The organism is Bradyrhizobium xenonodulans (assembly GCF_027594865.1).
GTDB classification, from domain to species: domain Bacteria; phylum Pseudomonadota; class Alphaproteobacteria; order Rhizobiales; family Xanthobacteraceae; genus Bradyrhizobium; species Bradyrhizobium xenonodulans.
Genome location: NZ_CP089391.1, coordinates 5,369,213 through 5,385,087, shown reverse-complemented (window position 1 = coordinate 5,385,087; position 15,875 = coordinate 5,369,213). Strand labels below are relative to the sequence as shown.

At 65.5% G+C, this 15,875-nt stretch carries 16 protein-coding genes; 7 read left to right on the top strand and 9 right to left on the bottom strand.

All coding sequences use genetic code 11. The features are described 5' to 3' along the window. Position 1: 1 nt before the first annotated feature. Genes I3J27_RS25720 through I3J27_RS25710 form a run of 3 tightly spaced genes read right to left on the bottom strand, consistent with a single transcriptional unit; the run spans position 2 to position 2,225 of the window. Positions 2-1,231, bottom strand: coding sequence for a YbfB/YjiJ family MFS transporter (locus tag I3J27_RS25720; RefSeq protein WP_270161686.1), 1,230 nt, complete (start codon positions 1,229-1,231; stop codon positions 2-4). A gap of 30 nt (positions 1,232-1,261) precedes the next feature. Beyond that, entirely contained in the window at positions 1,262-1,498 is a 237-nt protein-coding gene (locus tag I3J27_RS25715; protein ID WP_270161685.1) for a tautomerase family protein, read from the bottom strand. Between the two features lie 16 nt (positions 1,499-1,514). Then, complete coding sequence (locus tag I3J27_RS25710) at positions 1,515-2,225, bottom strand: SDR family NAD(P)-dependent oxidoreductase (protein WP_270161684.1); 711 nt, start codon at positions 2,223-2,225, stop codon at positions 1,515-1,517. A gap of 213 nt (positions 2,226-2,438) precedes the next feature. Here I3J27_RS25710 and I3J27_RS25705 point away from each other — a divergent pair, with 213 nt between their 5' ends. From I3J27_RS25705 to I3J27_RS25695, 3 genes are all read left to right on the top strand, one after another. Continuing rightward, entirely contained in the window at positions 2,439-3,362 is a 924-nt protein-coding gene (locus tag I3J27_RS25705; RefSeq protein ID WP_270161683.1) for a LysR family transcriptional regulator, read from the top strand. Positions 3,363-3,508: 146 nt separating this feature from the next. Next, positions 3,509-3,664 carry a hypothetical protein gene (locus tag I3J27_RS25700; RefSeq protein WP_014493894.1) on the top strand — a complete coding sequence of 52 codons (156 nt, stop codon included), beginning with the start codon at positions 3,509-3,511 and terminating at the stop codon, positions 3,662-3,664. 133 nt (positions 3,665-3,797) lie between these two features. Beyond that, entirely contained in the window at positions 3,798-4,727 is a 930-nt protein-coding gene (locus I3J27_RS25695; protein WP_270161682.1) for an aspartyl/asparaginyl beta-hydroxylase domain-containing protein, read from the top strand. A gap of 77 nt (positions 4,728-4,804) precedes the next feature. Here the strand turns inward: I3J27_RS25695 and I3J27_RS25690 are convergent, their stop codons facing one another. Continuing rightward, positions 4,805-5,632, bottom strand: a complete 828-nt coding sequence (locus I3J27_RS25690; protein ID WP_270161681.1) for an amino acid kinase family protein — start codon at positions 5,630-5,632, stop codon at positions 4,805-4,807. Positions 5,633-5,645: 13 nt separating this feature from the next. After that, complete coding sequence (locus I3J27_RS25685; RefSeq protein WP_270161680.1) at positions 5,646-6,458, bottom strand: amino acid kinase family protein; 813 nt, start codon at positions 6,456-6,458, stop codon at positions 5,646-5,648. Between the two features lie 141 nt (positions 6,459-6,599). On the opposite strand from I3J27_RS25685, the gene I3J27_RS25680 reads away from it, so the two are divergent. After that, positions 6,600-7,058, top strand: a complete 459-nt coding sequence (locus I3J27_RS25680) for a YybH family protein (RefSeq protein ID WP_270161679.1) — start codon at positions 6,600-6,602, stop codon at positions 7,056-7,058. A 55-nt stretch (positions 7,059-7,113) separates the two neighbouring features. Here the strand turns inward: I3J27_RS25680 and I3J27_RS25675 are convergent, their stop codons facing one another. From I3J27_RS25675 to galE, 3 genes are all read right to left on the bottom strand, one after another. Further along, complete coding sequence (locus tag I3J27_RS25675; protein ID WP_028137558.1) at positions 7,114-7,815, bottom strand: fumarylacetoacetate hydrolase family protein; 702 nt, start codon at positions 7,813-7,815, stop codon at positions 7,114-7,116. A 36-nt stretch (positions 7,816-7,851) separates the two neighbouring features. Beyond that, on the bottom strand, positions 7,852-9,654 hold the full coding sequence (locus I3J27_RS25670) for an ABC transporter ATP-binding protein (protein ID WP_270161678.1): 1,803 nt from the start codon (positions 9,652-9,654) through the stop codon (positions 7,852-7,854). A 118-nt stretch (positions 9,655-9,772) separates the two neighbouring features. Continuing rightward, positions 9,773-10,786 (bottom strand): UDP-glucose 4-epimerase GalE, encoded by a 1,014-nt coding sequence (gene galE / locus I3J27_RS25665; protein WP_270161677.1) that lies wholly within the window; start codon positions 10,784-10,786, stop codon positions 9,773-9,775. 126 nt (positions 10,787-10,912) lie between these two features. Here galE and I3J27_RS25660 point away from each other — a divergent pair, with 126 nt between their 5' ends. Continuing rightward, complete coding sequence (locus tag I3J27_RS25660) at positions 10,913-11,950, top strand: glycosyltransferase family 4 protein (RefSeq protein WP_270161676.1); 1,038 nt, start codon at positions 10,913-10,915, stop codon at positions 11,948-11,950. Positions 11,951-12,127: 177 nt separating this feature from the next. On the opposite strand, the gene waaF is transcribed toward I3J27_RS25660, so the two are convergent. Then, positions 12,128-13,198: a lipopolysaccharide heptosyltransferase II gene (waaF, locus tag I3J27_RS25655; protein WP_270161675.1), complete on the bottom strand. Its 1,071-nt coding sequence runs from the start codon at positions 13,196-13,198 to the stop codon at positions 12,128-12,130. A 173-nt stretch (positions 13,199-13,371) separates the two neighbouring features. On the opposite strand from waaF, the gene rfaD reads away from it, so the two are divergent. Then, positions 13,372-14,352: an ADP-glyceromanno-heptose 6-epimerase gene (gene rfaD / locus I3J27_RS25650; RefSeq protein WP_270161674.1), complete on the top strand. Its 981-nt coding sequence runs from the start codon at positions 13,372-13,374 to the stop codon at positions 14,350-14,352. Between the two features lie 12 nt (positions 14,353-14,364). After that, a complete protein-coding gene (rfaE1, locus tag I3J27_RS25645) occupies positions 14,365-15,849 on the top strand; it encodes a D-glycero-beta-D-manno-heptose-7-phosphate kinase (protein ID WP_270161673.1) in 1,485 nt (494 codons plus the stop codon). The last annotated feature ends 26 nt before the right edge of the window (positions 15,850-15,875 follow it).

The window sequence follows — 15,875 nt, the reverse complement described above, 5'->3', positions numbered from 1 at the left end:
GTCATGCCTTGCGCGTGGCGAGCGCAAGGCCAAGATCGATTGCAAGCGCCAGCACGACAGCGCCGCCGCCAAGTCCGAACAGGAGCAGATAGTCACCCCCGGTCTGCGCGTAGATCCAGGAGAAGCCATAGGCTGCGGCGGCCTGGAACAGCGCAAAGCTGGTAGTGGCGTGGCTCCATGTCGCGCGCTGCCGTTCGTTGGAGTGAGGCACGAGTTCATGGATGCGTCCGAGCACCAGCGGTACGATGCCGGGCGTGAAGCCGCCGACCACAATGCTCGATACGATCAGCGATATTGGCGTGGCGCTGACGTTCGGCAGCAGCACGGCGGCCGCCTCGATCAGGAACGCCGCGCGCAGCGCCGGACCGAAACCCCAGCGGTCGCCGAGATGGCCGGTGACGAGCGGACCTGCGATGGCGCCGAGGCCGTACAGTACCCAGTAGCGAGATCCTGCGGCGATCCCTTGGCCAAGGCCACGCGCGACGAAGTCGACGATGAAGACCATGTGCGGTACCAGCGCGACCGCGTTGAGGCCGTATTGGACGAGCAACGCGCGGGCAGCGGGCGAGGTATGATGGGGATTGGCTTGATGCGAGGATGCAGCATCGGCCTTGGTCTCTGTCGGCCAGTTCCACCAGCTCGCGAGCGTGAGCATGGCCGAGAGCACGCCGAGGCCATACCAGCTCTGTTGCAAGCCCTGTTGCAGCAGCAACGGCACCAGCGTGCCCGACGCGGCGACGCCGAGACCGACGCCGGCGAAGATCACGCCGCCGACGATGCCGCGCCGCGCCGGCGAGGTGTGAGGCTGAATGACAGACGCCGCCAGCACCATGATGATCCCGCCGGTGAGGCCGGAGAGAAAGCGCCAAGCGAAGAACCAGGTGAACGACACCGGTGTGGAACTTGCGAAGAAGGAGACGGTGGCCAGCAGCATCATCGAACGCAGTGCGCGGACCGCGCCGATCCGGGTGACCACGGCTCGGGCCGCGAGCGCGCCGGCGAGATAGCCGGCAAGGTTCGCCGCACCGAGATAGACGACGTCGGATGCGCTGAACCATTTTGCCGCAATCAGCGCCGGGATCAGCGGTGTGTAGGAAAAGCGGGCGAGGCCGAGGCCGACAAGCGACGCGGACAAGCCGGCCACTGCATATCGCCAGGTTTGTTGTGATTCTGACCCCGGCTGCGGATGCAGCCGGGTCTCCATGTGCTGCTTCGTGTTGGCGTTGGTCATGTCATCCTCCTGCGCGCGACGGCGCGCGGATCATCCCGTCTGGGCGGCGCGGCGGCGCCGGAATTCCGGCACGGGCAGGCCGCCCCAGCCCCAATTGTCGGTGTCGACTTCCTCGATCACGACGAAGGTGGCATCGAGCGGTTTGCCGAGGACATCCCGCAGGAGCTCGCTTGATCCCTTGATCAGTGCGGCCTTCTCCTCCGCCGTGACCGACGCCGCTCCCGGCGTCGTTCCTTCGCGGGTCACTTGAATTGTGACGATGGGCATTGTCGTTCTCCTCCGCTCAGTGGCCGGCGCTCTGGCCGCCATCGACATGCAGGATCTCGCCGGTGACGAAGGAAGCACCCTCGAGATACAGCACGGCATCGACGATGTCGGACATCTCGCCCATACGGCCGACCGGGTGCAGCGCGCTGAGCTGGGCGTGCGTTTCGACCGGATGCATCGGCGACTTGATGATGCCGGGCGAGACCGCGTTCACGCGGATGCCGCGCCTCGCGTATTCGATGGCGAGCGACTTGGTCGCAGCGTTCAGTCCGCCCTTGCTCAGCGAGGCCAGCACCGACGGCACGTTCGAGTTCGCTTGATCGACCAGCGTGGTCGTGATCTGGACGACATGGCCAGAGCCCTGCTTCTCCATCTCGGCGATGGCGAGCTGCGTGATGTTAAAGAAGCCGGCGACGTTGGTCCCCATTACCGCCGCATAGTCTTCGGCCGTATATTGCGTGAACGGCTTTGCGACGAAGATGCCGGCATTGTTGACCAACGTGTCGACGCGACCGAAGCGGGCGACGGCTTCCGAGACCAGGCGTTCCGCCGTGCTCCGGTCGGCGATGTCACCGGGAATGACGAGGACATCGTCGTCGCTCGACGGCTTGATGGAGCGCGCTGTGGCGACAACGCGATAGTTGCGATCGCGAAAACCCTGGACCAGCGCGGCGCCGATGCCCTGCGAAGCACCCGTGACGATGGCGACTTTCTGCTCGATACCCATGATGGGCTCCTGTTGTTGGCTTTGAGAATCTGCGCCAGCAGCGGCTGGCTTGGGCAGAGAGGTACGCCGCGACGGCTTGCTCGCGAATACTCGCTGTCCGGCAGACACTCTTTCGCGGCGCGAACGAATGCCGGATCGGCCGCCGGAGGCGGTTGTCGCGGCGGTGGCAAACGCCTAGCTTGCACCGCAATTTCATAGGGCGACGGGAAGCGTATGGATCGTCTGGATGCGATGAAAGTGTTTGTCCTTGCTGTGGATGAGGGCAGCCTTGCGGCCGGAGGGCGCAAGCTCGGCCGTTCACCGGCGGCGGTGAGCCGAGCGATCGGTTTTCTCGAAGAGCGCGTCGGCGCCGAGTTGCTGCACCGGACCACGCGGTCGATCAAGCTGAGCGAGGAAGGGGAGCGCTATGCCGCAATCTGCCGCCGCGTGCTTGCGGAGCTGGAGGAGGCCGATGACATCGCGGCCGGGCCGCGGACGGCGCCGCGCGGCCTGCTCACGATCACGGCACCCGTCGTGTCGGGCGAGATGGTCTTGCGGCCGATCCTCGATGCGTTTCTCGACGCCTATCCGACGGTGTCGGCCAAGCTGTTGCTGTTCGACCGGGCCGTCAACTTGATCGAGGAGGGCGTCGACGTGGCGCTCCGCATCGGCCCCCTCGCTGATTCCGCGATGATCGCGATGCGGGTCGGCGAGATCAGCCGCGTCGTGGTGGCGGCGCCGCGCTATCTGAAACAGCATCCCCGCGTCACCGAGCCCGGCGATCTCGCAAAACACCAGATCGTCGCGATGGCGCACCTTCCCAATTCGTGGACCTTTGCGCCGCAGGCCGGTTCGTCGGCGCCGCGCACGGTGCAGTTCACCCCGCGGCTCCTGGTCAACAGCACCTATGCGGCGGTGGCCTCCGCGGTCGCCGGGCGCGGGGTGGCGCGGATGTATTCGTACCAGGTGGCCGAGCAGGTCGCGCGCGGCGAGCTCGAGATCGTGCTGGCCGGCGATGAGGATCCCTCGATGCCCGCGCATTTGATCTGCCCGCAGGGCCGGCTCTCGGTCCCGAAGGTGCGGGCCTTCACCGACTTTGCCGTGCCCCGGCTGAAGAAGCAGTTTGCGCTGCTGAAGAAGAGCATCAGGGCACGCTGAGCCACTGCATCGTTCGCCAATGCGTTGTTTTGCGTATACGGCCGCTGGGCTGAATCGGCGATGATCCGGGAACGGTTAACGGCGATTTAACGGATGAGTCCTAGCCTGTCTCGGCCGGGGTTACTCGCAAGGCCGAGGTGAGCCCAATGGAAGCCCAGAAGATCGCGGTCGACGCCGTCGTTGCGTTGACCGATTGCGACCGCGACGCCGTCATCGCCTTCATCCGCCGGCTCTATCTCGCCGGTGTCACCGACCCCAAGCGCCTCACCTTCAAGGGTCTTCAGGCGCTGTCCCGGGCGTGATTCGGCCGGGTTCGGCCCGGATTCCGGCCTCCCGCTCTCGCCAGTGTGACCGCAACCCTTCGGTGAATATCTTGCCGCTCCAATCGGGGCGGAGTAGATCACCTCCCCGGCTGGGTCACTGGGGAACGGGGAGATGTTGAAACAGCTTTTTGCGCCGCAACTTGTCATTCTTTATGTGCTTGCAGCATCGACGATTTACGTTCACTTCCGCGGCAAGCAGCGGCTGCGCTTCGCGCGCCAGCTCGGCGATCACTCGACCTATCTCGCGCCCTACAACGTGCTGGTGTATGCGGGCTCGGCGGTGCCGAACAGGCCGGTGATCCCGGTCGAGCAGTTTCCCGAGCTGAAACCCCTCAGCGAGAACTGGGAGACCATCCGCGACGAGGCCGTGCGCCTGTTCGATGAAGGCTTCATCCGCGCGGCCGCCAAGAACAACGACTGGGGCTTCTACTCGTTCTTCAAGAGCGGCTGGAAGCGCTTTTACCTGAAATGGTACGACGACTTCCTGCCCTCGGCGAACACGCTGTGTCCGAAGACGGTGGAGTTGCTCAGGTCGATCCCGAGCGTGCATGGCGCGATGTTCGCGATGCTGCCGCCCGGCGGCAAGCTGGGCGCGCACCGCGATCCCTTCGCCGGCTCGCTGCGCTATCATCTCGGCCTCGTCACGCCGAACTCGAACAAGTGCCGTATCCTCGTCGACGGCGTCGAATGCGTCTGGCGCGACGGCGAGGCCTTCATGTTCGACGAGACCTTCATTCACAGCGCGGAGAATGCGACCGAAATCAATCGCATCATCCTGTTCTGCGACGTCGAGCGCCCGATGAAGTACGGCTTCATGACCGCGATCAATCGCTGGGTCAGCCATCACATCGTCAAGGCGTCGGCAACCCAGAACGTCGACGGCGAGAATGTCGGCGCGCTCAACAAGGTGTTCGGCAAGCTCTACGAGATCCATCTCGGCAGCCGCAAGATCAAGGAGTGGAATCGCAACGTCTACTACGCGCTGAAGTACTCGCTGACGGCGCTGATCCTCGGCCTCATCGTGCTGTCGGCGTTGCGGTGATCGTATCGCCGCGTTGAAAATGAAAAGCCCCGGGAGTGATCTCCGGGGCTTTGTTGTTTTCGGGCTTGGTCGGAGTGTTACGCCGGCCGGGCGCCCGTGTTGATGATCGACCCCACATGCTGTCCGCGCAGTGCCGCGCTGATCCGGCCGGGGACGAGGCCGTTCACGACCTGCACACGGCTGATGTGCCGTGCATTCGCCATCACCTCGAGCAGCGCAGGATCGAACGGCAGCGTGCCCTTGAGTTTTGTGAGTTCGGCAAAGCTGGTCTCCTTCAGCAGCTCCGCCTTCTTGCCATCGGCGCCATTGGGATCCGTAGTGTAGACGCCGTCGACGTCCTCCACGATCGTGAGCCCCGCGGCCCCGAGCGCGTCGGCGAGTAGGAAGGCGCCGGTGTCGGCCCGATGCAGCGGGATGCGCGAGGTCGGGAATTCATGATGGTGGTAGGGCGGGAAGGCGCTGCCGACGACCGCGCGGCTAGCTGTGAGGTGAATGGCGAGCTGGCTCGCGATGGTGGGATGCTCGATGTAGGAGACGCCCTCCGGCGCGAGCAGGCTCGCAAGGATATGGCCGTTCTGGCCGGCCTCGCTGGCGGCGAGCGGCGCGAGCGAGCCGACCGGCAGGCCGAGGTCGAGGCCGACGCTGTAGAGATGGCGCGCCCGGATGCCGGCGCCGGTCAGGATCAGCAGGCGATGCTCCGGGAGGAGCGAGCGCAGCTCGTCGACCAGCGGAAGGATCGCTTCGTGACCGCGATCCATGATGCGGCCGCCGATCTTGACGACCTGCAGCCAGGGCAGCAGCTTGATCGGGCGGTTGCCGGCGACGGGGCGGGTGAGGTCGCTGTCGAGAAGCGTCTGGCGCGCGAGCGGCGAGGCGACGTGCTTGATCTGGTTGGTGTCAGCCATGACGGTGCTCTCTTCAGCTCGCGGTGATGATGGTGCCGACATGCTCGCCCGCGAGCGCGCGGGTGAGATTGCCGGGGACGAGGCCGTTGATGATTTGCACCTCGCGGACGTGGCGCGCCGCCGTGAGGAGATCGAGCACCGGGAATTCCAGGATGGAGTCCTGGAGGCCCTTGGCCTTCATCTCGGCCACCGAGATTTTCGGGATGAAGGTGGCATTCTTCGAGGTCTTCGGGTTCGCGGTGTAGAGACCGTTCTCGTCCTTCACATAGATCATCGCCTTGCAGCCGAACTGCTCGGCGACCAGGAAGCATCCGGCGTCGGTGCGATAGGGCGGGATCACGCCTTCGGCCGCGGGACGCATCCACAGGCTATAGGGCGGCATGCCGCTGAAGATCACCGCATTGACCTCGGCGAGGAAGAGCGGCACCGACGACAGCCCGGCGCTGGAGACGGCGGAGATGCCGTGCTTGGCAAGCAGCTGTCCGAGCATCGCGGCGTTCTGGTCGGCGACGGACGCACCGAGCTGCGACAGCACGCCGGCCGGCAGGCGAAGCCCGGCGGCGATCGAATACAGATGCCGCGCGCGGGTGCCGGCACCGGTGCCGATCAGAAGCTTGTGTGCCTTGCGGGCGGCCACGATCTCCTCGACGACCGGATAGACCGCTGCGCGGCCGCGATCGATCATGCTCTGGCCGCCGATCTTGATCACCGTGGCGTCCGGCAGGATGCGGAAGTCCGAAGCCGCCTCCGTTGCGGCCACAAGCTGCGGGTCGGAGAGCGAGCGCTGCATGAGGAGCGCTTCAAGCTCCGTGGTCGTCGCTGACATCAGAGGCATCCTTTCGTATCCAATGCGTTCTTGCGGCGGACGCTCCGGTCCTGACCGTTCGCGGTCCTGGAGTTGCCGGACGCTTCGGTCCATGGCAACAACAGGATTGCCGCGATTGAGTGGCCGAACATGGAGCAGGCAATGGCGCCCTTGCCGACCGCGAACGCGGAGATAGCACAGTTCTTCCGCGCTTGGCTGGAAACCTTCGCAAGCTACGTCCGCGAGGTCGACTACGCTTCGGCGCGGCCGCTCTTCCATCCGGATGTGCTGGCCTTCGGCACGCATAACGACGTCATCCCCGGCCTCGACCAATGGGTCACGTCGCAATGGGACAACGTGTGGCCGAAGACGAGCGACTTCCGCTTCGTACTCGATCAGGCTTCCGTTCTGGCGTCCGCCGATGGCACGATGGCGACGGTGATCGTGCCGTGGACGAGCACGGGCTATCATCCCGATGGCAGTGCGTTTCCGCGTCCCGGCCGGGCGACAATGGTGTTTGCGAGGAACGGCGACGGCTGGCTGTGCGTGCATTCGCACATGTCGCTGAACCGTGGTGTGCCGCAGACCAGCCACGCCAATCGGCCGGTGAAGGCCTGGTGAAAAACAAAGGAGCCCCGGACGCGTCCGGGGCTTTTGATTTCCAGTCGCCGCAGCGTTATTCAGGCTGGCCGATCGAGACCTTCAGCGTGCCGACGCCGTCGACGCCGCATTCGAGCTTGTCGCCCGGCTGGAGCTGCGACACGCCGGCCGGGGTGCCGGTCATGATGATGTCGCCGGCGGCGAGCTTCACCTGCTGCGAGAGCTGCCAGATGATCTCGGGCACGTTCCAGATCAGCTCGGTGAGGTCGCCCTTTTGCGCTTCCTTGCCGTTGACGGTCAGCCAGATCTTGCCCTTGGCGGGATGACCGATCTTCGAGGCCGGCTGAATTGCGGAGCAGGGGGCCGAGCCGTCGAACGACTTGCCGATCTCCCAGGGACGCTCCTTCTTGCGCGAGGCGATCTGGAGGTCGCGGCGCGTGAGGTCGATGCCGACCGCGTAGCCGTAGACATGGTCGAGCGCCTTGTCGGCGGGGATGTTGAGACCGCCGCTCTTCATCGCGACGATCAGCTCGACCTCGTGATGCAGATCCTTGGTCAGCGGCGGATAGGGGATGGTGGCGCCATCCGGCACCAGCATGTCGGCGTGCTTGGCGAAGAAGAACGGCGGGGCGCGCTCGTCATTGCCCATCTCGCGGATGTGCTCGAGATAGTTGCGGCCGACGCACCAGATGCGGCGCACCGGATAGCGGCCGCTTTCCCCGACGACGGGAAGCGAGGCCTGGGGCGGAAGCGGGATGACGTAGGAGGCGGCGTTCATGGAGCGATCTCGCGGCTCTTGAGGTGATGTGGAACTCTATGCGGTTGCGCTGATCGGCGCCAGAGCGCCGGCGTCGTGATGTTGCAGGCGGAAGAACGAGGCGTAGCGGCCGGCGCGGCGCAGCAGCTCGTCATGCCTGCCCTGCTCGACGATCTCGCCGCCTTCGACCACCAGGATGCTGTCTGCGTGCATGATGGTGTGGAGGCGGTGCGCGATCACGATGGTGGTGCGGTTCTGGCAGAGATGCTCGATCGCCTCCTGCACCTGCCGCTCGGACTCCGAATCCAGTGCGGCAGTCGCTTCGTCCAGCAGGATGATCGGCGCGTTCTTGATCAGCGCGCGCGCCACCGCGATGCGCTGGCGCTGGCCGCCCGAGAGCTGCGTGCCGTGCTCGCCGACCGGCGTGTCATAGCCGAGCGGGAAGCCCATGATGAAATCATGCGCGCAGGCCGCCTTCGCCGCCTCGATGATCTCGTCCTCGCTCGCGCCCGGCTTGCCGAAGGCGATGTTGTTGCGGATGGAGTCGCGGAACAGATAGACGTCCTGGCCGACATAGGCGGTCTGCGCCCGCAGCGACTTTCGCGAGACCGCGCCGATCGACTGGCCGTCGATCACGATGTCGCCTTGCGTCACCTCGTAGAAGCGCAGCAGCAGCGCCAGCACGGTCGACTTGCCGCCGCCGGAAGGGCCGACCAGCGCGGTGACCTTGCCGGGCTCTGCCGTGAAGCTCATCCGATTCAGCACAGTCTCATTGGCGCGATAGGAGAAGCTGACGTCGCGCAGCTCGATCCGCGCGTCGGAGAGCTTGAGCGCTGGCTTGTCGTCGTCGGAGTGCTCGCTCGCCGGGCTGTCGACGACTTCGAGCAGCATGCGGGCGCCGACGAGCTGGCTGTTGAGGTCGATGTTGAGCCGCGCCAGCCGCTTGGCCGGCTCGGTCGCCATCAGGAACGCGGTCATGAAGGAGAAGAACGCGCCGGGCGTGGCGTTGAGCGCGACCACGCTGTAGCCGCCATAGAGCAGGCAGCCGGCGACCGCGAAGCCGCCGAGCATCTCCATCAGCGGGTTGGAACGGTTGGCGACGCGGGCCATCTTGTTGGCGTTGCGCTCGACGATCGCGATGTTCTCGTCGATGCGCTTCTGCATCGTCTCTTCGAGCGTGAACGCCTTCACCGTGCGGATGCCTTGCAGCGATTCCTGCATGGTCTCCATGATGTCGGCGGTGCCGGTGAACTGGTTGTAGGCGAGGCCCTTGATGCGCTTGACCAGCTTGCGCAGCACCAGCATCGCCGGCGGCACCACGACGAGGCCGATGAACGACATCACGGGATCCTGCCACACCATCACGCCGATCATGGCGAGCAGCATCAACAGGTCGCGCCCGATGGCATTGACCAGCATGTTGAGGACGTCGGTGATCGATTTGGCGCCGGCCGTCAGCCGCGCCAGGAATTCAGACGAGTGCCGCTCGGAGAAGAAGCCGACGCCCTCGCGCATCAGCTTGGCGAACAGCTGGCGCTGGTTGGTCGCGAGGATCGCGTTGGAGATCTTGGTCAGGATCACCATGTGGCCGTAGGTCGCCACGCCCTTGATGAACAGCAGGATCACCGTCAGCCCCGAGAACATCGCGATGCCCGGGATGTTCTTGTCGACATAGGCCTGGTTGATGACCTGGCCGAGCACGTAGGTCGCGCATGCCGTTGCGCCGGCGGCGACCGCCATCAGCGAGAAGGCAACGAGGTAGCGCCGCCAGTAGACGACCCCTTGTTCCGTGACCAGGCGGCGAATCAAGGCCGCAGCCGCATAGGGATCGTCGGTGATTTTCTTTGGAAACTGGGCCATCCGGTGTCCATTGACGGGGCAGGGACAAGTCTGCCCGCGCGTCAGGGATCGATGGGCCTCTGTGCCCGCTCAAGCGGGGTTTTTCAAGCCCAATTAGGGGCTTGCGCTTCGATGGAATCTAGGCCGAGGCGGCGTGGCGGAGCTCGCCATGGCGCTCGCGGAACAGCTTGTCCTCCCAGGCCAGCGCGTGCGCCGCGATGGTCTCGAGGTCGTCGTATTGCGGCTTCCAGTCGAGCAGGCCGCGGATGCGGCTGGTGTCGGCGACCATGGTCATGATGTCGCCGGGCCGGCGCGGGGCATATTGCACGGCGAAGCTGCGGCCCGAGACCCGGCGCACGGCGTCGATGGTTTCCAGCACCGAATAGCCGCGGCCATAGCCGCAATTCAGCGTCGTCGAGGTGCCGCCGTTGCGCAAATAGGCGAGCGCCGAGCGATGCGCCTGCGAGAGGTCGGTGACGTGGATGAAATCGCGGATGCAGCTGCCGTCCTGGGTCGGATAGTCGGTGCCGAACACGTCGATCTTGGCGCGCTGGCCGGTCGCGGCCTCCACGGCGATCTTGAGCAGATGCGTGGCGCCGACCGTGGCGAGGCCGATGCGCGCCTGCGGATCGGCGCCGGCGACGTTGAAATAGCGCAAGGTTACATATTGCATGCCGTAGGCGGCGGCGACGTCGTGCAGCATGATCTCGGTCATCAGCTTCGACGAGCCATAGGGCGACAGCGGCCGCGTCGGCGCGTGCTCGGGCACCGGCACCTGATCCGGATTGCCGTAGACCGCCGCGGTCGAAGAGAAGATGAAGCGGCCGATGCCGCGCTTGACCGCGACGTTGAGCAGGTTGCGCGCGGTCGTGAAATTGTTGCGGTAGTAGCCGAGCGGATCGCGCATCGAATCCGGCACGACCACGGAGCCCGCGAAATGGATGATGCTCTCGATGTTGTGCTGGGCGATCACGCCTTCGAGCAAATTCTCGTCGCCGGCATCGCCAATGAACAGCGGCACGCCCTCGGGCAGATATGCGGAGAAACCGGTGGAGAGATCGTCGATCACGACGACGTCCTCGCCGGCTTCCGCCAGCGCTAGAACCGTGTGACTTCCGATATAGCCGGCGCCGCCGGTGACTAGCACAGTCATGGTCTCACCCGTCTTCGATCAACGCGGGATGCTAGCGTTTGCGTGGTGAAGAGGGGGTATCGGCGCGGCTGAACTGGTCACTATGCTTAATGTTGCGTATAGGGACTTTGCGAAACGGAGCGTGACGTGGCGAATTCCCCCCGCGATCTACAGGTGATCGTGCCAAATCTGCACAGGCGCTATTCCGGGGTCACGGCGACCAACCGGATGGTGGCGCCGCGGCTGGCAAAGCTGTTTCGCGCAGGCTGGTTCGGCTCCGACGCGCCGGAGGGGATTTCGCGCCTCGGCGCTGTCGATGTCCTGGGATTGTGGCGCCGCAAGCAGCCGCTGATCTGGCACGCGCGGCGCAACAACGAGATGATCGCGGGCGTCGTGCTGCGCGCGCTCGGCTGGCCGTTGAAGCTCGTCTTCACCTCGGCGGCGCAGCGCCATCACAGCTGGATCACGCGCTGGCTGATCCGGCGCATGGACGCGATCATCGCGACATCGGATCTCTCGGCCGCGTTCCTGAAGGTGAAGGCGACCGTGATCCCGCACGGCGTCGACACCGACGTCTATGCACCGCCGCACGACCGCGCCGCGGCCTTCGCGGAAAGCGGCTTGCCGGGCCGCTACGCCATCGGCTGCTTCGGCCGCGTGCGCGCGCAGAAGGGCACCGATGTGTTCGTCGACGCGATGTGTCGGTTGCTGCCGCGCTATCCGGATTTCACGGCCGTGATCGTCGGCCAGGTCACGGCCGAGCAGACTGTTTTTGCGAACGACCTGAAGAAACGGATCGAAGCCGCCGGCCTGCAATCGCGCATCGTCATCACCGGCGAACTGCCGATCGAAGCGGTGCAGCGCTGGTATCAGCGGCTGACGATCTTCGCCTTCACCTCACGCAACGAGGGCTTTGGCCTGACGCTGATCGAGGCGATGGCTGCCGGCAGCGCGCTCGTCGCCGCACGCGCCGGCGCGGCGGAACTCGTGGTCGAGGATGGCATGAGCGGCGTGCTGATCCCGACAGGTGACGCCGATGCGCTCGCTGCGGCGCTGGAGCCGCTGATGCGCGATGTGGCTGCCGCGATCGCGATGGGCGAACGCGGGCGGGTACGGGTGCTCGCGAAGTTCAGTCTCGATGCAGAAGCGGCGCGGATCGGCGAGGTCTATCGGCCGCTGCTCTGAGCCACCATTTTCGTGGCCAAACAAAAAACCGCGAAAACAACCCCATGCACAGTAGCCGGGGTCAGCAAGATCAATGGCTTGGCGCGCCGTGCAAGGCGCTACGGATTTTACGAAGTCGATTTGACGCGTCGGGCAATACAGTGGCATGATGTCATCGTCGACGAAGCTGCGGCGGCCTCACGTCCCAGCCCGTACTCCGGCCTCACCCAGCACCCTCTCCGCAATCGCCACCACCTCGCTCGCCGCGATATCCCGCATGCAGCGGTGGTCGTTCATCCGGCAGATCGTGCTCTGGCAGGGCTGGCAGGAGAGCACGCTCTTGTCCTGGACCACGGTGGCGGCAAGACCGTTCAACGGCGCCCAGAGATAGGGGCTGGTCGGGCCGAAAATGCCCATGGTGGGCGTGCCGAGAGCAGCCGCGATGTGCATCAGGCCGGAATCGTTGGAGATGGCGACACCGGCCGCGGCCATGGCCAGGACGCCGTTGCGCAAATCGTTGCCGGTGAGGTCCCGCACCCCCGGGCCGCCGGCGGCGACGATCTCCTGGGCCAGCCCCTTTTCGCCGGGGCCGCCGACCACCCAGACCTCAAGCCCGCGCTCGGCCAGCAGGCGGGCGGCCTCCGGATAGTAGGTCCAGCGTTTTGACACCCCGACCGAGCCGGGGGCAAGCGCCACGGCTGCCCCGGCACGGATGCCATTGGCCTGCCGCCAGCGGACGATCTCCTCGGCCGGCACCCGGAGTTGCGGCACCGGCCATTCCGCCGGCAGGGGAGCGCCGTCGGGCTGGGCGAGGGCGGCGTTCTTGTCGATGAAGCGGGGCAGCTTCTTCTCGCCCCAGCGCCAGCGGTTGAGCAGGCCGAACCGGAATTCGCCGACAAAGCCGACCCGTTCGGGGACGCCGGCCAGCGCGGGCGCAATGGCGGCCTTCCAGGTCCGGGGCAGCACCAGGGCCGTGCCGTAGTTCCGCTCGCGCAGGAGCTTCGCCAGGCCCAACTGACGGCCAACGGCCAGCTGGCTGCGGGGGAGGTCCCAGACGATGCCCTCGCGCACGCCGGGCATGTAGTCGACCAGCGGGGCGCAGAGCGAGGTTGTCAGCAGATCGACCGGCCGATTGGGCCAGCGCTCCTTCAGGACCCGGATAACAGTGTGATTCCGGACGAAATCGCCGATCCACATATAGGGAATGATCAGGATCGGGCGTGTGTCGCTCCGATCTGCATCTCCACTAAATTGCGAATCTGAATTCATTTGTTTATAGGGCTGAGGCGAGGTGAGGTGGCGGTTCGGTTAGCTGCTCCGGGCCGGGACGTAAAGCCGGGAGAGCCCAAGTCCAAAAGCGCCTGCCCCAAAATGCTTACACTTTGGCAGATGATGCGCTACGGCAGGTATCGGGTCGCAAAACATCGGGCAGGGATTTCGGAATGTTGCTGGTGACCGGCGGGGCCGGTTTTATCGGATCGAATGTCGTCGCCGCGCTGAACGAGGCCGGCCGCAGCGACGTCGTGGTCTGCGATCTGCTCGGCAACGACGGCAAATGGCGCAACCTCGCCAAGCGGCAGCTTGTGGATATCGTCCCACCGGTCGAGCTGCCCGACTGGCTGAAGGGCCGCAAGCTCGACGCAATGATCCATCTCGGGGCCATTTCCGCGACCACCGCGACCGACGGCGACCTCGTGATCGAGACCAATTTCCGTCTGTCGATGCGTCTGCTGGACTGGTGCACCACGAATATGGTGCCGTTCATCTACGCCTCGTCGGCGGCGACCTATGGCGACGGCGAGACGGGCTTTGACGACGATGGTTCGGTGCAAGCGCTGAAGAAACTGCGGCCGATGAATCTCTACGGCTGGAGCAAGCACATGTTCGATCTCGCCGTCGCCGAGCGCGTCGCGCGAGGCGAGACGCTGCCGCCGCAATGCGTGGGCCTGAAATTCTTCAACGTGTTCGGCCCCAACGAATACCACAAGGGCTCGATGATGAGCGTGCTGGCGCGCCGCTTCGACGATGTCAGAGCGGGCCGTGTCGTGCAGCTGTTCAAGTCGCATCGCGAAGGCATCGCCGACGGCGATCAGCACCGCGATTTCATCTATGTCGACGATGTCGTGCGCGTCGTGATGTGGTTGCTGGCGACGCCGTCGGTGTCCGGCCTCTTCAACGTCGGAACCGGCAAGGCACGCAGCTTCAAGGACCTGATGTTAGCCGCCTATGCGGCACTCGGCACTAGGCCGAACATCGAATATGTCGACATGCCCGAAAGCATTCGCGGCGCCTACCAGTACTTCACCCAGAGCGAGGTCGATCGCCTCCACCGCGCCGGCTATAACGGTGGCTTCACGACGCTCGAGGACGCGGTGAAAGCCTATGTCGGGGATTATCTCGACCGGCCCGACCGCTTCCGCTGAGGTTTCAGGATCATGCCGACCCCCATTCTCGATTTCGATGCGCTCGCGCAAGCCATCAGCCGCCGCACGGTGCTGTGCATCGGCGACATCATGCTGGACGAGTTCGTCTATGGCGAGGTGTCGCGGATCTCTCCGGAAGCGCCGACGCCTGTCATCGTTGCCCAGCGCAGCGAGATCCATATCGGCGGCGCCGGCAACGTCGCGCGCAATGTCGCCTCGCTCGGCGCGCGCTGTGTCTTCGTCGGGCTCGTCGGCGAGGACGATGCGGGCGGGCGGCTCGCCTCGGCGCTGGCCGAACAGGGTGGAATCGAAAGCGTGCTGGTGTGCGATCCGTCGCGGCCGACCACGCGCAAAGTCCGCTTCGTCTCCGAGCATTTTTCGACGCATATGCTGCGCGCGGATTGGGAGCAGGCGGTCGCGGCCTCCGACGACATCGAGACGAAGCTGATCGAGGCGATCCTACCGCAGATCGCGCGCGCCGACATCGTGCTCCTCTCCGACTACGCCAAGGGCGTGCTGACCGCGCGTGTGATTCGTCACACCATCGATGCCGCGCGAAAGCTCGATAAGCCGGTGATCGTCGATCCCAAGAGCCTCAATTGGGCGATCTATCGCGGCGCGACGCTGCTGACGCCCAACCGCAAGGAATTTGCGGAAGCTACCCGCAGCCGCGCCGACACGCCGCAGAGCATCGTCGATGCCAGCGAGGACGTGATGCGGCTGGCCGATTGCGAGGCGATCCTGGTCACGCAAGGCGAGCATGGCATGACGCTGGTGCCGCGCAATGGCGAGGCCGTTCATGTGCCGGCTTTCCCGGTGAAGGTGCGAGACGTCTCCGGCGCCGGCGACACTGTCGCTGCGGCGCTCGCGGTCTCGCTCGCCACCGGCGCGGACTGGGATACGGCGCTGCGCATGGCCAATGCGGCTGCTGCCGTCGCCGTCAGCAAGCAGGGCACCGCCAGCGTCAGCGCGGCCGAGCTGCGGCAAAAGATCCTGCCGCATGCTTATCTCGCGGCCGAGGAGAAGATCGTGCTCGCGCCCGGCGCGCTCGACGCGCAGCTCGCCGAATGGAAACGGCAGGGCCTGCGGGTCGGCTTCACCAACGGCTGCTTCGACATCCTGCATCCCGGCCACGTCAAGGTGCTCACCGCGGCGCGCGCCGCCTGCGACCGCCTGATCGTCGGCCTCAACAGCGATGCCTCGGTGCGGCGGCTGAAGGGGCCGGAACGTCCCGTGCAGGACGAACGCGCGCGCGCGGAAGTACTCGCGGCGCTGGAGGCCGTCGACCTCGTCGTCATCTTCGAGGAGGACACACCGATCGACCTGATCACCCGGATCAAGCCGAGCGCGCTGGTGAAGGGCGGCGACTACACCCGCGAGCAGGTGGTCGGCCACGAGGTCGTCGAGGCCGCCGGCGGAACCGTTGTGCTGGTCGACATCCTCCAGGGATTCAGCACGACCGCGCTGGTCCATCGCGCGCGGGGAGGGGACAATTGACGGAGCAAGCGACGACGCTCGCCCGG

What these genes read in the sequence shown, in the direction of transcription:
- I3J27_RS25710 (WP_270161684.1), bottom strand. Translation starts at nt 2,225, where the DNA reads ATGGGTATCGAGCAGAAAGTCGCCATCGTCACGGGTGCTTCGCAGGGC.
- rfaE1 (WP_270161673.1), top strand. Translation starts at nt 14,365, where the DNA reads ATGCCGACCCCCATTCTCGATTTCGATGCGCTCGCGCAAGCCATCAGC.
- rfaD (WP_270161674.1), top strand. Translation starts at nt 13,372, where the DNA reads ATGTTGCTGGTGACCGGCGGGGCCGGTTTTATCGGATCGAATGTCGTC.
- I3J27_RS25670 (WP_270161678.1), bottom strand. Translation starts at nt 9,654, where the DNA reads ATGGCCCAGTTTCCAAAGAAAATCACCGACGATCCCTATGCGGCTGCG.
- I3J27_RS25680 (WP_270161679.1), top strand. Translation starts at nt 6,600, where the DNA reads ATGGCGCCCTTGCCGACCGCGAACGCGGAGATAGCACAGTTCTTCCGC.
- I3J27_RS25720 (WP_270161686.1), bottom strand. Translation starts at nt 1,231, where the DNA reads ATGACCAACGCCAACACGAAGCAGCACATGGAGACCCGGCTGCATCCG.
- I3J27_RS25700 (WP_014493894.1), top strand. Translation starts at nt 3,509, where the DNA reads ATGGAAGCCCAGAAGATCGCGGTCGACGCCGTCGTTGCGTTGACCGAT.
- galE (WP_270161677.1), bottom strand. Translation starts at nt 10,786, where the DNA reads ATGACTGTGCTAGTCACCGGCGGCGCCGGCTATATCGGAAGTCACACG.
- I3J27_RS25675 (WP_028137558.1), bottom strand. Translation starts at nt 7,815, where the DNA reads ATGAACGCCGCCTCCTACGTCATCCCGCTTCCGCCCCAGGCCTCGCTT.
- I3J27_RS25695 (WP_270161682.1), top strand. Translation starts at nt 3,798, where the DNA reads ATGTTGAAACAGCTTTTTGCGCCGCAACTTGTCATTCTTTATGTGCTT.
- I3J27_RS25685 (WP_270161680.1), bottom strand. Translation starts at nt 6,458, where the DNA reads ATGTCAGCGACGACCACGGAGCTTGAAGCGCTCCTCATGCAGCGCTCG.
- I3J27_RS25715 (WP_270161685.1), bottom strand. Translation starts at nt 1,498, where the DNA reads ATGCCCATCGTCACAATTCAAGTGACCCGCGAAGGAACGACGCCGGGA.
- I3J27_RS25690 (WP_270161681.1), bottom strand. Translation starts at nt 5,632, where the DNA reads ATGGCTGACACCAACCAGATCAAGCACGTCGCCTCGCCGCTCGCGCGC.
- I3J27_RS25705 (WP_270161683.1), top strand. Translation starts at nt 2,439, where the DNA reads ATGGATCGTCTGGATGCGATGAAAGTGTTTGTCCTTGCTGTGGATGAG.
- waaF (WP_270161675.1), bottom strand. Translation starts at nt 13,198, where the DNA reads ATGAATTCAGATTCGCAATTTAGTGGAGATGCAGATCGGAGCGACACA.